Annotated in this window: 14 protein-coding genes; 6 read left to right on the top strand and 8 right to left on the bottom strand. The window is 71.2% G+C overall.

Going from position 1 to position 18,763, the window contains the following annotated elements; all coding sequences use genetic code 11:
• Positions 1-564 carry a bacterial proteasome activator family protein gene (locus BUB75_RS42570; RefSeq protein WP_073266336.1) on the bottom strand — a complete coding sequence of 188 codons (564 nt, stop codon included), beginning with the start codon at positions 562-564 and terminating at the stop codon, positions 1-3.
• Between the two features lie 60 nt (positions 565-624).
• Here BUB75_RS42570 and BUB75_RS42575 point away from each other — a divergent pair, with 60 nt between their 5' ends.
• Entirely contained in the window at positions 625-1,608 is a 984-nt protein-coding gene (locus BUB75_RS42575; RefSeq protein WP_073266338.1) for a GNAT family N-acetyltransferase, read from the top strand.
• Between the two features lie 4 nt (positions 1,609-1,612).
• On the opposite strand, the gene BUB75_RS42580 is transcribed toward BUB75_RS42575, so the two are convergent.
• Entirely contained in the window at positions 1,613-2,587 is a 975-nt protein-coding gene (locus BUB75_RS42580) for an NAD(P)H-quinone oxidoreductase (protein ID WP_073266340.1), read from the bottom strand.
• A gap of 922 nt (positions 2,588-3,509) precedes the next feature.
• On the opposite strand from BUB75_RS42580, the gene BUB75_RS42585 reads away from it, so the two are divergent.
• Positions 3,510-5,234, top strand: coding sequence for a DEAD/DEAH box helicase (locus BUB75_RS42585; protein ID WP_073266342.1), 1,725 nt, complete (start codon positions 3,510-3,512; stop codon positions 5,232-5,234).
• 90 nt (positions 5,235-5,324) lie between these two features.
• Positions 5,325-6,512, top strand: a complete 1,188-nt coding sequence (locus tag BUB75_RS42590) for a hypothetical protein (RefSeq protein WP_073266344.1) — start codon at positions 5,325-5,327, stop codon at positions 6,510-6,512.
• On the opposite strand, the gene BUB75_RS42595 is transcribed toward BUB75_RS42590, so the two are convergent.
• Positions 6,475-7,284 (bottom strand): TIGR03943 family putative permease subunit, encoded by an 810-nt coding sequence (locus BUB75_RS42595; RefSeq protein WP_073266346.1) that lies wholly within the window; start codon positions 7,282-7,284, stop codon positions 6,475-6,477. The genes BUB75_RS42590 and BUB75_RS42595 overlap by 38 nt on opposite strands.
• Positions 7,284-8,324, bottom strand: a complete 1,041-nt coding sequence (locus tag BUB75_RS42600) for a permease (protein ID WP_084742491.1) — start codon at positions 8,322-8,324, stop codon at positions 7,284-7,286. The genes BUB75_RS42595 and BUB75_RS42600 overlap by 1 nt, the downstream gene beginning before the upstream one ends.
• Positions 8,325-8,411: 87 nt before the next feature.
• Between BUB75_RS42600 and BUB75_RS42605 the strand changes: the two genes are divergently transcribed.
• Entirely contained in the window at positions 8,412-8,927 is a 516-nt protein-coding gene (locus tag BUB75_RS42605; protein WP_073266350.1) for a VOC family protein, read from the top strand.
• Here the strand turns inward: BUB75_RS42605 and BUB75_RS42610 are convergent.
• Together BUB75_RS42610 and BUB75_RS42615 are read right to left on the bottom strand one after the other, a co-directional pair.
• Positions 8,920-11,205 carry a putative bifunctional diguanylate cyclase/phosphodiesterase gene (locus tag BUB75_RS42610; RefSeq protein WP_073266352.1) on the bottom strand — a complete coding sequence of 762 codons (2,286 nt, stop codon included), beginning with the start codon at positions 11,203-11,205 and terminating at the stop codon, positions 8,920-8,922. The genes BUB75_RS42605 and BUB75_RS42610 overlap by 8 nt on opposite strands.
• Positions 11,202-12,377, bottom strand: a complete 1,176-nt coding sequence (locus BUB75_RS42615; protein ID WP_178380126.1) for an FIST signal transduction protein — start codon at positions 12,375-12,377, stop codon at positions 11,202-11,204. Before BUB75_RS42615 ends, BUB75_RS42610 begins: the two co-directional genes overlap by 4 nt.
• A 183-nt stretch (positions 12,378-12,560) precedes the next feature.
• Here BUB75_RS42615 and BUB75_RS42620 point away from each other — a divergent pair, with 183 nt between their 5' ends.
• The gene (locus BUB75_RS42620) at positions 12,561-13,178 is read left to right on the top strand and encodes a hypothetical protein (RefSeq protein ID WP_143175783.1); all 618 of its coding nucleotides are present in this window, start codon (positions 12,561-12,563) and stop codon (positions 13,176-13,178) included.
• Positions 13,179-13,269: 91 nt separating this feature from the next.
• Here BUB75_RS42620 and BUB75_RS42625 read toward each other — a convergent pair whose 3' ends face one another.
• Complete coding sequence (locus BUB75_RS42625; protein WP_218618115.1) at positions 13,270-14,061, bottom strand: SGNH/GDSL hydrolase family protein; 792 nt, start codon at positions 14,059-14,061, stop codon at positions 13,270-13,272.
• Between the two features lie 120 nt (positions 14,062-14,181).
• Entirely contained in the window at positions 14,182-17,085 is a 2,904-nt protein-coding gene (locus BUB75_RS42630; protein WP_073266360.1) for an FAD-binding and (Fe-S)-binding domain-containing protein, read from the bottom strand.
• A gap of 73 nt (positions 17,086-17,158) precedes the next feature.
• On the opposite strand from BUB75_RS42630, the gene BUB75_RS42635 reads away from it, so the two are divergent.
• Complete coding sequence (locus BUB75_RS42635) at positions 17,159-18,736, top strand: serine/threonine-protein kinase (protein WP_143175784.1); 1,578 nt, start codon at positions 17,159-17,161, stop codon at positions 18,734-18,736.
• Positions 18,737-18,763 lie beyond the last annotated feature (27 nt).

Here is an 18,763-nt window from a genome sequence, read left to right on the forward strand (position 1 = left end):
TCAGAGGTACTGACCGGTGCCGTGCGGCGTCGGCGAGCCCTCACCGGGCACGATGCCGCCGAGCCCCGGCGGGAGCGCCGGGCGTCCGCGCATCTGCTCCAGCTGCATCCGGGCAGCCATCTGCTGCGCCACCAGCGCGGCCTGAATGCCGTGGAACAGCCCCTCCAGCCAACCCACCAGCTGGGCCTGGGCGATCCGCAGCTCGGGCTCGGTCGGCGTCGCGTCGTCGGTGAACGGGAGCGACAGCCGTTCCAGCTCCTCGCGGAGCTCCGGCGCCAGCCCGTCCTCCAACTCGGCGATCGACCGCGCGTGGATCTCCTTGAGCCGGGCGCGGCTCGCCTCGTCCAGCGGAGCCGCCCGCACCTCCTCCAGGAGCTGCTTGATCATGCTGCCGATCCGCATGACCTTGCCGGGCTGCTCGATCAGCCGCGACGGATCGTTGTCGCTGTCTTCCTTACCGGCTTCCACTGGCATCGCGCCGACCGGCGAGCCATCGGGGCCCATCACCATGACGGTTTGACCGGGGATGTCGGGAAGCTCGTTGGGGGACTGAGTGTCGGTCATACGACCATCCTCCCCCAATCATGTTGTGCGTGCGGACGCTGGTAGCGGAGGGTGCAGGGTATGCCCATTCAGTCCGATGCCAGTCCTGCGATTTCCGCCGTACCCGGGCTGACCGTCCGGTCCGCGGTGATCGCCGACGCGCCGGCCATCCGTGCGCTGATCAACGAGGTCGACCTGGTCGACGCCGGTGACGGGGGGTACGGCCTCGAGGAGGTCGAAAGCGACCTGCGGCGGACCGGTGACTTGGCGCGGGACTCCTGGCTCGCGTTCGACGGCGACCGGTTGGTCGCCTACGCCGTGCTCTGGCCCGCGTCGGCCGGCTACCGGCTCGACGTCGATCACTACGTACTGCGGGACGCCGTCCCGGCGGGCATTCATCTGTTGGACCTGCTCACCGCACGTGCCGCCGAGATCGCGGCCGCCGCGAACGCCGAGCGGGCCGACCTCCACCTGGCGCTCACGCCGGACTCGGTGCTGGCCGTGCACGCGCTGCCCGCGCGTGGCTGGCGGAACATCCGACGGCACCACGTGCTCACCCGTCAGGTCACCGTCGAGACCGACGAGCCGCCCGCACTGCCGGAGGGCGTGACGGTCCGGTCCGTGTCGTCGCCGGAGGACGAGGAGGTCGCGTACCGGCTCGTGCAGGAGACGTTCGCGGGGCACTTCGGCTTCGAGGCGATGCCGTACGCGGATTGGCGCAAGCGGATGGACGCCGACCACCGGGACTGGTCGCTGACCTGGATCGCGTCCCGAGTCGACGCCACCGGCCGTCCGGTCGACGTCGGCGTGCTCGTCGGCCACAACGAGCGCGAGGCGACGGGCTGGGTGCAGAACCTCGGCACGGTCGCCGCCGCACGGGGCAGCGGCATCGCCACGCTCCTGCTGCGCACCGCGTTCGCCGCGTTCGCCCGTCGGGGCCGGAGCGCGATCGGTCTCGGCGTGGATACCGAGAACGTGAACAACGCGCTGCGGTTCTACACCGGGCTCGGGTTCGAACTGCAGTTCGCGGCCGACACCTGGCGCCTGCTGGTGCCGAGGGCCTAGGCGGTCAACGGACCAGGAGGACCTTGCCGGACGCCTCGCCTGCCTCGAGAACACGGTGGGCCTCGGCGGCGTCCGGCAGAGCGACCGCGCGGTCGATGATCGGCCGGATCTTGCCGAAGCTGATCAGCGGCCAGACGTGGGTCTTCACGTCCTCGACGATCTCCGTCTTCTCGCTGATCGGTCGGGCCCGCAGCGAGGTGGCGGTGATCGAGGCGCGCTTGGCCAGCAGCGCACCGAGGTTCAACTCCCCCTTGACGCCGCCCTGCATGCCGATGACGACCAGCCGACCGTTGGTCGCCAGCGCGGTCACGTTCCGGCCGAGGTACTTCGCCCCCATGTTGTCGAGGATCACGTCGACGCCCCGGCCGTCGGTGGCGTCCTTGACGATCTCGACGAAGTCCTCGGAGCGGTAGTCGATCGCGCGTTCCGCGCCGAGCGCGAGGCACAGGTTGTGCTTCGCCGCGCTCGCGGTGCAGAACACCCGGGCGCCGTAGGCCGAGGCGAGCTGGATCGCGGCGGTGCCGATGCCGCCCGCACCGCCGTGCACCAGGAACGTGTCGCCCGGCGCCAGGCGTCCGACCGCGAAGACGTTCGACCAGACCGTGCAGTACACCTCGGGGAGACCGGCTGCTTCGGCCAGCAACACGCCGTCGGGCACCGGCAGAACCTGCCCGGCCGGCACCACCACCTGCTCGGCGTACCCGCCGCCGGCCAGCAGCGCGCAGACCTCGTCGCCGACGTTCCAGCCCTCGACGCCGGGCCCGACCGCGGCGATCCGGCCGGAGCACTCCAGCCCCGGGTACTCGGACGCGCCGGGCGGCGGCGGGTAGGCGCCCTGCCGTTGCAGCAGGTCAGCGCGGTTGACGGCCGAGGCAGCCACGTCGATCAGGACCTCGCCGGGGCCGGGTTCCAGGTCGGGAACCTCGGTCCAGCGCAGCACCTCGGGTCCGCCAGGTTCCGTGATCGTGATCGCGTGCATGGCGCCACAGTACGGAAACGTCGGTCTTCAGTCCGGCTAAGGCGGGAGGGCGGGGGTGTAGGACCGGAGGAAACTAGAGAGGGTCCCGCGCGGTGCGCGGGACCCTCTCTAGTTCAGTTGGGGAAGGACACTGCGGTGATCGGTACTGCGCCGCCGGTCGGCCCTGATCACGGTCCCGGGACCGGTCCCGGGGTACATCCGGGTGGTCGTCGGGGCGTGCTCGGGTCCGGCCCGGCGGCCGACTGCATCGTGCGAGGAACTAGCGAGTAATGCTGCTCACTACCGTTCAGTGCTGACGGGTCACCCTCCGAAAAAGGTTCCAGCCGGCCATCCGGACCGTTGCTACCGGACGACCGCGGTGGAGCATCTGGTTGTGCGTGTTGGCCAGCGCCTGTACCTCGCGACGGTTGGTTCGCGTAACGCCGGGCCGTGCGCACTCTGGGCAGTGCAGCCGGTACATCGCGGTTCCTCTCATGCGACGGCCCGCCTCAGCGAGCTGGCTGTTCCCCGGTACTCGGCCGGGTCCACCTGTTCCCATACCGAAGACGGTAGGCACCTCGCACCACTCAGACCAGCCGACCCGCTGTGAGAAAGATGTGGCCTATCGGTGGTTGTGATGAGCCGTCCGGGTGATCGAAAGCACGCTGACCGGGCGGTCAGCGGGGCGAGGCGCGTCACGCGCTCGGTCGGGGAACACGAGGACCAGGTACTCTTGTTGTGTCCAGGCCTCCTCGGAGAACCCAGAGCAGCTCATGGGGTCCGAGAAACTTGGCGAAGTGTCCTTTCGAGGTTTCGTCGCAAACCCGTGTCCCGGTAGTCCGTATGTCCGGTGGTCAGTGGGTTCGACGTTGCGATCCCCCGTTTACCCCGACCGGGGTGGATGACCCCTGGCTGCTGTGTCGTCTGCCCGGAAAGCCGTTCTGTGCCAACGCTGTCTGCTGTATCTGAACTGCCCGATTTTTCGACCGAAGAGGTCACCCCCGAGGCCGTCGTCACCGACGACGAACTCACACTCGAAACACTCGAGGCGGACGTCACCGAGGACACCCCCGCCGCCGTTCCCTTCGCGGACCTCGGTCTCCCTCGCGGGATCGTCACCGCGCTCGAGCGGGAAGGGCTCACCAACGCCTTCCCGATCCAGGCCGCCACGATTCCCGAGGTGCTGGCCGGCCGTGACGTTCTCGGCCGCGGCGCCACCGGCTCCGGCAAGACGCTGGCGTTCGGGCTTCCGCTGGTCGCCAAGCTCGCCGGTGCCCGGGTCCGCCCGGGTCGCCCGTTGGGCCTCGTGCTGGTCCCCACCCGCGAGCTCGCGCTCCAGGTGACCGACGCACTGGCTCCGCTGGGCCGCGCGGTCGGCGTCCGGGTGCGCCCGGTCGTCGGTGGCGCGGCCATGTCCCGCCAGCTCGAGGACCTGCGGCGCGGCGTCCACGTCGTCGTCGCGACCCCGGGTCGCCTGGAGGACCACATCCGGCGCGGCAGCGCGGTGCTCGACGACGTCGAGATCACCGCGATCGACGAGGCCGACCAGATGGCCGACATGGGCTTCCTGCCGGTCGTCCGCGGTCTGCTCGACCAGGTCCGGCCGGACGGGCAGCGGCTGCTGTTCTCGGCGACGCTGGACAACGACGTCGACACGATCGTCCGTGAGTACCTCACCGACCCGGTGACCCACTCGCTGGCCCCGTCCACGGCGTCGGTCGACACGATGGAGCACCACATGCTCCAGGTGACCCACCAGGACAAGGTCCGGGTGGCCGCCGAGCTGGTGAAGTCGACCGGCCGCACGATCATGTTCGTGAAGACCCAGGCCGGCGCCGACCGGCTGGCCGAGCAGCTCACCGAGCGCGGCGTCTTCGCCGAGCCGCTGCACGGTGGCCGGACGCAGGGTCAGCGCAACCGCGTGCTGTCGAACTTCAAGAACGGGCGTGCGCCGGTTCTGGTCGCGACCGACGTCGCCGCCCGCGGTGTCCACGTCGACGGCGTCGGCCTGGTCGTGCACTTCGACCCGCCCACCGACCCGAAGTCCTACCTGCACCGGGCCGGGCGTACGGCGCGGGCCGGAGCGTCCGGTGTGGTCGCCACGCTGGTCGCGCCGTACAGCCGTCGGGCCGCGCACCGGCTGGCGAAGCTCGCCGGTATCAACCCGATCCGGTCGACGATCACTCCGGAGGCCCCGCTGCCGAGCGTGCTGCTCGACGCGTTGCCGCCGGCCCCGCCGCCGCCGACCGCGGAGGAGCTGGCGGCTGCCGAGGCGCGTCGTCGGCGGAGCCGGGACTTCGACTCCGACCGTGGCCGTGGTGGCCCGCGTCGGGGGCCGCGCAGCGGCTCGGGCGAGCGCACCGGTGGTTACCGGGGTGGCCCGCGTCGCTCGGACGGGCCGCGCTGGTCCGAGCGCAGCGACCGTGGCGACCGCGGCTTCGACCGTGGAGACCGTGGCGATCGGGGCTTCGACCGTGGAGACCGCAGCGGTCGCCCCGAGCGGGACAACCGGGTCGAGCGGGCTGACCGTCGGCCGGCCCAGCGGTCCGGTGAGTACCGGACCGACGGCCCGCGCGACAACAGCTCGGAGGGCTACCGGGCACGGCGTCCGCGGTGGACGCCCGAGCAGCGTTCGTCCCGCCGCGGCGAGGACCGACCCGCTCGCTGACACCCGTTGAACGACCGACCGGCCGGATGCTCGCACGAGCATCCGGCCGGTCGCGTTAGGGGCCACCGAGTCGTCCGGCAAGAATGCGGCATGGCTTCTGCGCGGCAACTGATCCGCACCGACCGCGGGCTGGACCGCATCGTCGCCGGTCTGCTCGCGATCGGAGCGGTCGGCGACCTCTACGGCGCCTACCGCTACCTGGGCGAGGTTCTGCGACTGCACGACGCGCTCCGGGTCGGAGACGGGTCGGTCGAGAACCTGGATCCGGGCACCGCACTGCCGACCGTGTACGTGCTCGGTGGGTTCGCGCTCGGGTTCGCGGTGCTGTCCGGCTTGGTCGCGGTGCTCATCGTCCGCGGGATGCCGGTCGGGCTCGCGGCGCTGCGCGGTGGGGTCGCCGTGCTGCTGCCCGCGCAGTTGCTGGCGTTCCTGGCCACGTACATCCGCTATCAGGAGTACGTGGACGCGATGCCACCGCAGACCCGGGATCCGGCGTACCAGAGCGCGATCACCGGGCAGGTATTCGGCACGGGCGTCGGCGCGGCCGGCGCCGCTGCGGCGGTCGTGGTGTTGCTGGGGGCTGCCCTGGTGCGGTGGTTCCGCCCTCGGACGGAATCGTGGCCGGTACCGGCCGGGCGGCGTCCGGAATCGAACGCGCCGATCGGGTCGTCCGCGGCCGCGCTCAACGTGGCGCGGATCCTGGCGCTGGCCGGAACCGCGATCGTGATGCTCGTGCCGGTGGCCTGGGTACGGCCACTGAACCACCAGGACGAACTGCCCCCCGAATGGTCGCTCCTCTCGGTGATCAGCGGTTTGCTCGCGGTTGCCGCGCTGGTCGGGGCCGGGTTGGCCATCCTGGCCCGGCCGGGGCGGCTGCTGTTCCGCTGGTTCGCGCTCGGTGTGCTGGCGCTGGTGGCCGCCGTCGTGTGGGCGGTGACGCTGTGGCAGGCGTTCTACGCGGACGTCGCGTACGGAACCGAGCGGGTCGACGGCGTCGCGGTCGCCTGGACCGCCGCGATCATCTGCGGCCTGGTCGGCAGCGCGCTGCTGACGGCCGCGGTCGTCACGCTCACGCTCCCGGGTGATCCTCCGGAGCCCGCGGAGGAACCCGTAAAGCGCCCCAAGCCCGAGCGCATCGGCGAGTCGTCTCCCGAGCCCGCCTGGCAGGCGTTTCCCGAGAAGTCAGCGGCCACCCGCAAACGCAAAAAGCCCAAACGCAAAGCGACGAGCGACGAGGACGCTACTCGTACGGCTGGGCCGGAGTCGGAATCCCGCTGACCGTGGTGGCCTTGAGCAGCGGCACCGCCTTCCACGGATCGCTCGACGTGCTCGCCACCCAGGTACCGGTCACCTTCACCCACGCGTCGCGGGTCACCCGGACCGGCGAGTCGACGATCTGCACCTGGTAGGGCCGGGCGTCCGCGGCGCAGCAGTTGACCTTCATCCGGGTCAGGTACCAGGCGCCACCGCTGTGCGGCGTCACGAACCCGCTCAGCTCGACGGTGCGTCCGGTCAGCGTCCGGCCGGAGTCCCAGACCGCGCGCTGGGCGTAGTCGTGCACCTCGAGCTCCACCGGACCGGGTCCGCTCAGCGCCGAGTACGTCACCGACTGCGGCGGCTTCGGCACGGTCACCGCGCCGCGCTCGGCCGCGAACGACCCGAGCGCGGGCGGTGGCACCAGCACCAGGACGAAGACCGGAACGACCCAGAGCCATCCGACGCCGTGCCCGTCACCGGTGTGCGTGTGGCCGCTCTCGTGCGCGTCGTCCTCGTGGGTAACCGCCTGCTGATCGGCGTCCGGATCTGCGCCTGGACCGTGCGTTCGGACGCGGGCCTCGGCCGACCGCTGCCTGGACCGGTCGGCCGCATCGCGGCCGCGCCAGTCGCGTGCGAACCCCAGCACACCGAAGGCCATCAGCAGTACGCCGGTGACGATCAGCGGGATCCGGAGCAGGCTCTGGACGTAGTTCAGGTACTCCCCGGAGATCACCAGCTTCAGCAGCACCGCGCCGAGGAGGACAAAAACGATCGCCTGAACTTCCCGCCGCATCAGGCCACTCCGATCAACACGCCGGTCGTCACCGCGGCCGTGACCGCGACGACGAACGTCAACGGGGCGAACCGGGCCGCGAACGCCCGCCCGAACGTCCCGGTCTGCAGCGCGATCAGCTTCAGGTCGACCACCGGGCCCACCACCATGAACGCGAGCTGGGCAGGCATCGGGAACCCGGTGAGGCTGGCCGCGACGAACGCATCGGCCTCCGAGCAGATCGAGAGGACGACGGCCAGCAACGCCAGCACCAGGATCGAGAGCACCGGGACGCCCGCGACCGTCGTGATCCAGTCCGGTGGGATGACGACGTTCATCGTCGCCGCGGCCGCCGCGCCGATCACCAGGAAACCGCCGGCCTCGAAGAAGTCGTGCGCGACCGCGAGCCGGAACGTCTCGAAGCGGGACGTCGCCGGTCCGTCGGGGTCCGGCATGCGACGTGCGACGTAGCGCTCGAGCCACTCCGGCCGGCCGAACCGAGCCCAGATCCAGCCGACGATGACCGCGGTCGCCAGCGACGCGACGAACCGGCCCACGACCATGCCCGGCTGGCCGGGGAACGCGACCGCGGTGGAGATCAGCACGATCGGGTTGATCGCCGGAGCGGAGAGCAGGAACGCCAGCGCGGCGGCCGGGACGATCCCGCGCTGGATCAGGCGGCCCGCGACCGGCACCGAGGCGCACTCACAGCCGGGCAGAAACGCGCCGGCCGCACCAGCCACCGGCACGGCGAACGCCGCGCGTCGGGGCAGGATCGCGGAGAACACCCGGGCCGGTACGAACGCGGTGATCGCGCCGGAGAGCACGACGCCGAGCAGGAGGAACGGCAGCGCCTGCACGACGATCGCGCAGAACACCGTGGTCCAGGTCGCGACGCCGCCGCGGCCCGAGATGAGGTACGAGAGAACCTGGCGGCCGATCAGCACCGCCACGATCGCGGCGATCAGCAGCGCGATCACTCCGCTGTACGAATCCGTGGCGCCATTTCCAGGGGCGCGATTTCCGGTGGCCCGAGCCCCGACCGGCGTGCGCGACGACATGCGCCGACCGTACGCCACGGCCCTTTGGTTGAACGCTAAACCAAACGCGCGTATCGTCGGTGATACCCGATCGAGTCGGAGGCCCCCATGCCGATCCAACGTCTGAACCACGCCGTGCTCTACGTGCGTGACGTCGCCCGCAGCGTGGCGTTCTACCGCGACGCGCTCGGGTTCGACGTCATCGAGGGCGGCGACGTGTTCGCCGGGGCGGCGTTCTTACGGGCCGACGGTTCGACGAACGACCACGACCTCGGCCTGTTCCAGATCGGCGCGGAGGCCGGGCCGTCTGCGGCGGGCCGCACCACGGTGGGGCTGTACCACCTGGCGTGGGAGGTCGACACGCTCGCCGAACTGCAGCGGATCGAGGCGCGCCTGATCGAGCTCGGTGCGCTGGTGGGGTCGAGTGATCACTCGACGACCAAGGCGCTCTACGCGAAGGACCCGGACGGGCTCGAGTTCGAGGTGTCCTGGCTGGTCCCTGCCCAGCTCCTGACCGACGAGATCAGGTCCAAGCGAAACGAGATCCACCGCCTGGACCTGAGCGCCGAGATCGACCGCTTCGGCGCCCACACCCGCGGCGGGGTCGGGGTCTCGATCAGCTGACCGCGACGACCGGGGTGCCCGCCGAGAGCCAGGGCACCACCTCGGGCTCGTTGAGCGGCTTCGCCAGCGCGTAGCCCTGGCCGTACCGGCAGCCCATCCGGCGCAGCTCAGCCAACTGCGTCGGACGTTCGATGCCCTCGGCCACCGTGTGCAGGCTGAGCGCCGTCCCCAGCCCGACGATCGACCGGACGAACGCCAGGCCCTCCGGTGACGTGTCGACGTCGACCAGGAACGACCGATCGATCTTCACGCAGTCGACCGGGAGCTGGCGCAGGTACCGCAGCGACGAGAACCCGGTGCCGAAGTCGTCGACCGCGACCGAGACCCCCAGCTCCCGCAGCGCGTAGAGCGCGTCGGCGGCCTCGTCGTGCTCGCGTACCAGCTCGTTCTCGGTGACCTCGATCGTCAGCCGGGTCGGTTCGAGGCCGGCTGCGGCGAGCACGCTCGCGATCTCGTCGACGGCTCCGGGCAACCGCAGGTGGGACGCCGCCATGTTGACGCTGATCCCCAGCCGCGGCCCGGGAAGCGACTCGTCCCATCGGCGCGCGGCCGCGACCGCCTCCCGGACCACCCACCGCCCGATCGAGGCGATCAGGCCGGTCTCCTCGGCCAGCGGGATGAACGACGCCGGGAACAGGACGCCACGCGTCGGGTGGTTCCACCGCGCCAGCGCCTCGAAGCTCACCACCCGTGCCGTCTCCAGCTCGACGATCGGCTGGTAGACCAGGAACAACTCGCGCTGGTCCACGGCCCGACGCAGGTCGGCCTCCAGATCCAGCCGCTCCATCAGCACCGCGTGCATCTCCGGGTGGAATACCTCGACGCATCCGCGGCCGTGCTGCTTCGCCCGGTACATCGCGACGTCGGCGTCGCGCAGAACCTCGTCGGCGGTCGGCGGCTCCTGCGAACCGACCGCACCGGCGACGGTCACGCCGATGCTCGCCCCGACCGAGCACTCCCGCCCCGCCAGGACGAACGGCGGCAGCACCGCCGCGAGCATCCGCTCCGCGAGTTCGGTCACCTCGGACACGTCCGACACCACCCGGTCGACGAGGACGACGAACTCGTCACCGCCGTATCGCGCCACCGTGTTGTCCGGCCCGGCGACCTCGCGGAGCCGGGCGGCGGTCTCCACCAGCAGCTGGTCACCGGCTTCGTGGCCGAGGCTGTCGTTGACCAGCTTGAACCGGTCGAGGTCGACGAACAGCAAACCGCAGGGCCCCCGCCGGAGCGCGTGACGCAGCCGCTCCTTCAGCAGCGTGCGGTTCGGTAGGCCGGTCAGCGCGTCGTGGTGCGCCTGGTGCAGCGCCTGGACGCCCCTGGCGTCGGTGAGCGCCATGCTGACGTGGTCGGCGAAACCCTGCAGCATCTCGGCGTCCGACTCGTCGTAGACGCGGTCGGCGTCGAACGAGGCCACCAGCAGGCAGCCGACCCGGGCGCCGTCCTCGCTGACCGGTGCGATCATCGCGGCCTGGACGGCGTCGACGATCCGAGGCGCGCGCGTGTACTGGCCGATCCGCTCCCGGTCGGCCACCAGGATCTCGCCGGTCGTCAGCACCCGTTGGAAGCCGCCCTCGGTGACCGGCATCCGCCAGGCGCCGGTCACGTACCAGGTCGGCATGCCGCTATGCGAGGCCAGCAGCATCCACCGCGGATCCTCCGAGTCCACCAGCCGCAGCGACACCATGTCCTTCTCGAACAGGGCTCTGGCGCCCGTGGTGATCGCGTCCAGGATCACCTGCAGCGGCGCGCGGGTGGTTATCGCCCGCTGGACCCGGCCGAACTCCTCCAGCAGCCGCTGGCGTCGCTGCAGCGTGTGCACCAGGCCCTCGTACTCCTGGCGCAACTTTCGTTCGCTGCCGAGCGTCCGGATCTGGCGCAGTTGCAGGCCGAGGATGCGGCCCATGCCGCGCAGCAGGCTCAGTTCCTCCGCGCCGAACGGCCGTTCGCACCGGGCCACCAGCAGGTGGCCGGCAGTGTCGGCACCCAGGCCGACCGAGGCGCTGTGGCACGGGCCCAGGCCGGGGACGTGCACGACCGGGTGCCGTTCGGTCGCGGCCGCGGTCAGCTCGGCCGCCGGCGCGGCGCCGCGGGGGAACCCGATCTGCGCCTCCAGCGCGTCGCCGAGCACGACGGCGCCGACCTCGGCCTCCATCAGCTCGGCCGCCCACTCCGCGGCCACACCCGCGGCAGCGGCGACGTCCGGCCGGGAGGAGACCACCGCGAGGTACTCCGGTAGTTGCTGGGCGGCCCAGCTGGATCCTCCGGATGCGCTCAACTGAGCGCCAGGACGACGAGAGCCTGATTGTGGAACCCGACGGCGCCGCGCTTCCGCGCGATCTCCCCGTGGCTGTAAAAGCCGGCGAGCGGCGCGGTGCCTGCGTACTTGGCCATGCGCGTGACGTCGCTGGTGCCTTCGGGTGCGAACACCTGACGCCTGCCGATGCAGTCGAACACGAGCAGGCCGGCGAGCGGCCGGTCGCCGAGCGCGGCGATCGCCTCCTCGCACGCCTGGTCGGTGGCGGCCAGCAGCGAGTCGGGGTCGCCACGCATCAGCCAGGCGACGCTGTCCTCCGGCACATCGGCGGCCGAGGAGATCGATCGCTCGACGTAGTCCGGCCATGCCACCACCCGCATCTCCTCACCGCTGGGCCGCCGGATGCCCAGCGGGTGCCGCAACGAGAAGCGCTGGAACGCACCCTCGTCGGTCCAGCACGCAGCCGGCGCGTCGAGACGCTCCAGGTAGTGGTCGAGCGCGGGACGGTTGTCCAGCTGCAGCACCCGGTTGCGGACGCTGGAGGTCACCTCGACGGTCTCTCCGGTCCGCTCCCAGCCGTGCCGGACGCCGATGCCGAACGGGTTGTCGCAGGCGATCGACGCGGCGACCACGCTGTTGCCCCAGAGCAGCTGGTCGCTGTGGAGAAGCGGGGCGGTGATCGTGGACCCGAGTGAGATCGTCGCGCCGCACCCGCCCACCAGCGGAACACCGGCGCCGAGCGCGCCGTACGCGCCACGGAGGAGATCCTGTTGGTTGCCGCCCTGACCGTCGGTCAGCAGCAGAACCAGCCGGTGTTCGCCGCCCTCGAGGTCGGCCAGCGGCGCGACCACCTGCGCGCCGACGTCGCGCAACGCGTCGGAGTCCGGACCGAATCCGGCGATGGCCGCGGTCTGGACCGCGATGCCGGGACCGCCGAGAGCCATCACGACGACCGAGCCGTCACCCGCCCAGTCGCCGACGATCTCGCCGCCGGTCGGGCAGCCCATCAGCGGCACGGCGTCGGCGACCGAGCGAACACCGGCCAAGACCTCAGCCGGATCGTGGGTGAGCGAGAAGAAGACGACGATCAGCTTCGGGTCGTCAGCGCGGAGCGCGGCACGCGCTGCCCCCGCGGCGGCGATCCGTGAGTCGGTGTCGGCGGAGCACCCGACGTTCACCCATGACGCTGCCACCCGACCTCCCGGAACTGGTCCTACTTCGGTCCCTATCGGCAACGGGGCGTCGTGATAAAGGTCGAGTGCCATGTCGCCGGGCTGACTCGTCGGAGGAAGGTGAGAGGATCGGGGTAAGGCTGGTCGTCGTCGTCCCCGGCGAGCGCCCGACCGGCTGGTACCTCAGAGTCAGTGGAGGCGGGGATGGACGTGCTGGAAAAGGCGCGGGCTCGCCGTACGGCCGCCAGAGCTGCGGCCGAGCGAGCTGCCTTGGACTGGCAGGATGCCGTCGTCGAGAGCATTGATCAACTGGTCGACCAACTACGGCTGGCCGGTGTCGACCGGCTGGCCTGCTTCGAAGCTGCCGTGCGCCCGGCTCTCGACGGAGAAGCCTGGGAAGAGCGCGAAGACCTCGTGACCGTCGCGTTCGCGTCCGACGCGGGCGTGCTGCGGTTCACACCCTCCGACGACGAGCGGTGGGCCACCTCCGTGGAGCTCTGGGACGACCTGCGGTCGGCCCTCTCCCGGATCCACGGCACCGACGTGCCCGCGAGCCTGGTCGTCGATCTGGACGCCCGGGTAGCGGTCGGTTACGAGCCGCTGCACTGCCCGGACGTGGGCATCGAGCCGGACCTGGTGTTGCACCTGGTCCGGGCGGATTCGAACGAGCCGTTCGCCTCGCTGCTGCTCGAACTGCCGGATCCGGATGCGGCCATCGACCGGGTGAACGACCTGCTCGACCGCTACGGTCTCGAACCGCCGACCCGGCCGGAACACGAGCCGGGCGAATGCGACCTCGGCCTCGGCGAGGAGGACGACTGATCAGCGCAGCTCGGAGGCGCGCTGACTGAGTTCGGCCAGGTCCGGGCGCTTGGCGGTGCAGGTGGCTCAGTGCCGCTGGAGCGCCCGGAGGCTAGCGCAGCTCGGAGGCGCGCTGACTGAGTTCGGCCAGGTCCGGGCGCTTGGCGGTGATCGTATCTCCGCTGGAGCGCCCGGTCAGGCGGCGTCCGATCCAGGGCGCCAGGTGAACGCGCGCCCACTGCAGGTCGGCGCGGCGCGCGGTGAACCACCGATCGGGGCGGGCCGCGGGTAGCGCGGCCCGCCAGTCCGGATCACACTCGACGCCCAGCACCGACAGGACGTGGTGTGCGACCCGGCGGTGGCCCCCGGCGTTGAGGTGCAGCCGATCGATGCTCCACAGCCGCCGGTCGCGGAAACCCTGGTCCGCCCACAGGTCGACGAGGTACGTGTCGTACTCCTTGGCCACGCGCTGGACGAGCTCGATGAAGAACTCGATGCGCGGCGTGAGGTAGCGCTGCGCCGCCGGGTAGTTCACCGTGACGTCCGCCGGGGTGAACAGCACGACCGACGCGCCGCTCGACGTCAGACGGTCGACCGCACCCTCGAAGGACTCGGTCATCCGCACCGGGTCGAACCGACGCCGCAGCGAGTCGTTGCCGCCCGCGGAGAACGACACCAGGTCGGGACGCATCGCCGCGGCCAGCGGGACCTGGGCGTCCACCACCGCAGGTAGCAGCCGGCCGCGCACCGCGAGGTTCGCGTAGCGGAACCCCGCGCTCTCCTTGGCCAGGCAGCCCGCGACGAGATCCGCCCATCCCCGGAACGTGCCGTCGCCGTACGGATCGTCCATTCCCTCGGTAAAACTGTCACCGATCGCCACGTAGCTGGCCCAACGCCCGGGCACGGGAAACCTCCGCGATAGCCGACAATCGGCCTCGACTATGCCACCGCGCGGAACGAGGTGTCAGGTCGATATCCGTTAGCCGACGGTAACGTGAGCCGCCTCACGCAAGGCCTAATCGACCTATTCGCCACTTTCCTGCCTCGCGCGGCGTAGTCGTCCGGCTAGGACCTCCGCGAGGTGGTGCGCGTCACGTTCGGTGTTCTGCCGAATCTGCGTGCGACAGCTGAAGCCGTCCGCGAGGACGATCGTCTCCGGACTCGCGGCCCGCACCGCAGGCAGCAGGACCCGTTCACCGGCCGCCTGCGCCATCTCGTAGTGACCGGCCTCGAACCCGAAGTTGCCCGCCACACCGCAGCACCCGGAGTCCAGCACGGTCAGGTCCACGCCTGCCTGCGCCGCGAGCGACCGATCCGCTTTGTCGCCGAGCACGGCGTGCTGGTGACAGTGGATCTGAGTGATCGCGGGCCGATCGGTCTGCGGGGGCGTCCAGTCGGGCGCATCCCGTTCCAGCAGACCGGCCAACGTGATCGACAGCGACGCGAGTTTCTTCGCCCGAGGGTCGTCGGGCAGCAGCGCGGGCAGGTCGTGTTTGAAGTTGGCCAGGCAGCTGGGCTCGAGCCCGACGATCGGGATGTCGGCGTCCAGGTGCGGTTCGAGCGCGTCCAACGTGCGACGAGCGACCGCGCGGGCGACGTCGAGCTGGCCGGTGGAGACCCAGGTCAGGCCGCAGCACAGCTCGCCCTTCGGCACCCGGACGACGAACCCGGCTGCGGCCAGCACCTCGACCGCGGCCTCGCCGATCTGCGGGTCGAAGAACTGGGTGAACGTGTCCGGCCAGAGCAGCACCTCTTTCCGGCCGGGCTCGGCGGCGCTGCGGGTCTTTCCGCCGAACTTGCGCCGGAGACGCTGCTTGAACGTCCCGCCGGTCGCGAACCGCGGCACCGACCGCTCCTGCGCGATGCCCGCGACCTTTTTCATCAGCGTGGCGGCCGGCTGGTACGCGGTGATCGCGTTCGCGAGCTTCGGCGCCAGCGCCGCGCCGCGCAGAGCGACCGGCAGGAAGCCCATCGCGTAGTGCACCGCGGGCCGGAGCTTTCCCTTGTACCGCTGGTAGAGGAACTCCGATTTGTACGTGGCCATGTCCACGTTGACCGGGCAGTCGGTCAGACAGCCCTTGCACGAGAAGCAGCCGTCGAGCGCCTCCGCGACCTCGTCGGACTGCCACCCGTCGGTGATCACCTCACCGCGCAGCATCTCCAGCAGCAGCCGCGACCGGCCGCGGGTGGAGTGCTTCTCGTCGCCGGTCGCCTGGTAACTCGGGCACATCACGCCGCCGGGCGTGTGGTCGTTGCGGCACTTGCCGACGCCGACGCAGCGGCGCACCGCCCGGTCGAACTCGCCGCCGTCCTCCGCGTAGGAGAAGCCGTTCACCGGCAGCAGCTTGGGGGTGTAAGCGATCCGGATCATCTCGTTGACGGCAGGCGGATCGACGATCACCCCCGGGTTCAGCGCCTTCTGCGGATCAAGAGCGCGCTTGAACTCTCCCATCAGCGAAACGGCCTCGGGGCTGTAGACGTCGGCCAGCAGCGCCGAGCGCGCGATGCCGTCGCCGTGCTCGCCGGACGGCGAGCCGCCGTGCTTGAGGATGAGCTGCGCGGCGCGGTGCAGGAACGACTGGTAGCGGTCCCGCCCGGTCACCGAGACCAGGTCGAAGTCGAGTCGGACGTGGACACAGCCCTCGCCGAAGTGACCGTAGGTGACGCCCTGGTAGCCGTACTCGTCGGTGAGATCGGCGAACTCCCGCAGGTAGTCGGCGAGCCGCTCCGGCGGGACCGCGGAGTCCTCCCAGCCCGGCCACGCCTCGGAGCCGTCGGCCATCCGGGTGGCCAGGCCGGCGCCCTCCTCGCGGATGCGCCAGAACGAGCGCATTTCAGCTGCGTCGGTGACGACCCGGGGAGCGCCAGGGGCGGCCTTCGCCAGCTTCGCGGCGGCGTCCGCGGCCTCGGCTGGTGAGTCGCCGCCGACCTCGACCAGCAGCCAGGCATGGCCGGTCGGCAGCGGCGCCGGCTTGCGGCCGCGCATCAGGAGCGCGTCGACCAGCGCCTGGTCGATGCCTTCGATGGTCAGCGGCTTCAACGGGATGATGGCGGGCGCGGCCGCCGCCGCGGCGATCGCGTCCGCGTAACCGAGGACGACGAGCGCGCGGTGGCGCGGAGCCCGGTTGAGGTGCAGGGTCGCGCCGAGCACGACCGCGCACGTTCCCTCGGTACCGACCAGGGCCCTGGCCAGGTGGCCGTGTTGCTCCGGCAGCAGGCGGTGCAGCGGGTAACCGGAGATCTGCCTGCTGAACCGGCCGAACGTGGTGCGGATCAGCGCGAGGTTGCCGTCGACGAGGTTCTTGAGGTCCGCGTACAGGCGGCCTTCGCGGGTGGGCTGCGACGCCAGCCGGGCCCACTCGTCCTTCTTGGTCGGGCCGAGGTTCAGCCGTGTCCCGTCGGCGAGGACGACGTCCAGCGCGTCGGTGTTGTCCGACGTCGTTCCCCAGGCGATCGAGTGCGAGCCGCACGCGTCGTTGCCGAGCATGCCGCCGATCGTGCAGCGGCTGTGCGTCGAGGGATCGGGGCCGAAGTCGAGGCCGTCCGGCGCGATCCGGCGGCGCAGCACGTCGAGTACCAGGCCTGGCTCGACGACCGCCGCGCGCCCGGCGATGTCGACGTCGAGGATCCGGTTGAGGTAGCGGGAGGTGTCCAGGACGACCCCGGGACCGATCGCGTTGCCCGCGATCGTCGTCCCGCCGCCGCGCATCGTGACCGGGACGCCGTCCTCGCGGCAGATCGCGAGCGTGGCCAGCACGTCGTCGACGTTTCGCGGCAGTACGACGCCCGCGGGTACCCGCCGGTGGTTGGACGCGTCGGCGGAGTAGAGCGCGCGGGCACCGGCGTCGAACGCGACGTCGCCGGCGATTTCAGCGCGCAACCGCCGCTCGAGCCGACCAGCGTCAACACCCTCGGAGATCGTCGTCACGAGTTCATGGTGCCAGCCCTGAATGCGACGCTGCGTTGGGCTACGTCCGGTATCCCCGCTACGGTGACTGGTGGTGCGTGAGGTAACTGAACCAACGCGAGCGCCGGGGCGTGCCCCGGCGCGGATGGTTGGTGGGCGCTACCGGATCGAGGACGTCGTCGGCACCGGCGCGATGGGAACGGTCTGGCGCGGTTTCGACACCCGGTTACGGCGTCCGGTCGCGGTCAAAGAGGTCAACCTCCCGGCGACGGCCACCGACGACCAGCGGACGGTGCTCACTCGACGGGCGATGTCGGAGGCACGGCACGCCGCTCGTGTCGCCCATCCGAACATCGTCGCGGTGCACGACGTCGTCGCCGATCACGGGCTGCCCTGCCTGGTGATGCGGTTGGTCGAGGGCCGTTCGCTGGGTGAGTCGGTGCGGGCCGAGGGGCCGGTGAGCCCGGCCCGCGCCGCGCAGATCGGAATCGCGCTGGTCGATGCGCTCGCGGCCGCTCACCGCGGCGGGGTCGTCCACCGCGATGTGAAACCGTCGAACGTGCTGCTCACCGACGACGGCGAAGTGCTGCTCACCGACTTCTCGATCGCCACCGACTCGTTCCGCGGCACGATGTCGGCCGGCAGCGGTGCGCTCGGCTCGCCCGGTTACATCGCCCCAGAACGGCTCAACGGCCACCCGACCGGCCCCGAGGCCGACCTGTTCGGCCTCGGCGCGACGCTGTTCTGCGCGGTGGAGGGCTCCGGCCCGTTCGACCGCACCGACCCGCTGGCCGCGCTGCTCGCGACCGCGACGGCCCCGCACCCGGCGCCTCGGCGGGCGGGCGCGCTGGCCCCGTTGCTCGACGTGCTGCTCGACAAGGACCCCGCCGCGCGTCCGGATCTGGCCCGGACACGGGCCGCGCTGGTCGCGGTCGCGCATGCTCCGGAGCCGGTCGTCGATGACGCTCCGACCGAAGAACTACAGAAAACCGAGGCGGACGACGAGCCGAGCACGCCGCCGCGCAGCGCAGTAGCCAGCCACGCCGCCCCACCGAGCGGTCGACGGATCCGGACGATCATCGCTGGGTTGGCCGTCGCCGTGTGCGCGGCCGTCGTCCTCGCGGCCGTCGTGCTGCAATCGGGCGGCGGCAAGGACGATGGGCGCGTGGCGGCGACCGCGTCGCTAGCCGCACCAGCGCCGAGCGGCCCGGACCAGTCCGCCTCACCGGCGGTCGGCTCGCCGTCGCCGTCGGCCAGCAAGTCCACGACGCCGACGCCGACCCCCCCGGCGTCCGCATCGAAGTCGGCGGCACCCTCGCCGAGCGCGTCACCGGAACCGGTCGGCCGGGTGACCGCGGCGGAGCTCTCGGTCTCGCCGACGAGCTACCTCGGGTCCTGCGCCGGGCCGGTGCCGTTCACGGTCGACCTCTCGGTTGCGGTGAGTGACGCTCCGACCGACGTCCGGTACACGATCTCGCTGGCGCCCGGCGACAGCGAGGTGGCGGGCGGCGGTGGTTCGGTCTCCGACGCCGAGCGCACGTTCGACACCTCTGACCAGGTCGGATTGGAATTCAGCCAGGGGAGCGGGACGTACGCTGTGCAGGCGATCGTGGAGTCTCCGACCCGCTATTCGCCGGTTCCCGCCCAGATCCGCGTTGTCTGCGTCGGTTGACCCGATCGTGCTGCCGGACGCTTTGTC

It is taken from the genome of Cryptosporangium aurantiacum (genome assembly GCF_900143005.1).
Lineage (GTDB): Bacteria > Actinomycetota > Actinomycetes > Mycobacteriales > Cryptosporangiaceae > Cryptosporangium > Cryptosporangium aurantiacum.

Excerpts from the sequence above, each read along its gene's own strand:
- BUB75_RS42605 (WP_073266350.1), top strand. The coding sequence starts at position 8,412 with ATGCCGATCCAACGTCTGAACCACGCCGTGCTCTACGTGCGTGACGTC.
- BUB75_RS42595 (WP_073266346.1), bottom strand. The coding sequence starts at position 7,284 with ATGCGGCGGGAAGTTCAGGCGATCGTTTTTGTCCTCCTCGGCGCGGTG.
- BUB75_RS42590 (WP_073266344.1), top strand. The coding sequence starts at position 5,325 with ATGGCTTCTGCGCGGCAACTGATCCGCACCGACCGCGGGCTGGACCGC.
- BUB75_RS42575 (WP_073266338.1), top strand. The coding sequence starts at position 625 with ATGCCCATTCAGTCCGATGCCAGTCCTGCGATTTCCGCCGTACCCGGG.
- BUB75_RS42580 (WP_073266340.1), bottom strand. The coding sequence starts at position 2,587 with ATGCACGCGATCACGATCACGGAACCTGGCGGACCCGAGGTGCTGCGC.
- BUB75_RS42570 (WP_073266336.1), bottom strand. The coding sequence starts at position 564 with ATGACCGACACTCAGTCCCCCAACGAGCTTCCCGACATCCCCGGTCAA.
- BUB75_RS42620 (WP_143175783.1), top strand. The coding sequence starts at position 12,561 with ATGGACGTGCTGGAAAAGGCGCGGGCTCGCCGTACGGCCGCCAGAGCT.
- BUB75_RS42600 (WP_084742491.1), bottom strand. The coding sequence starts at position 8,324 with ATGTCGTCGCGCACGCCGGTCGGGGCTCGGGCCACCGGAAATCGCGCC.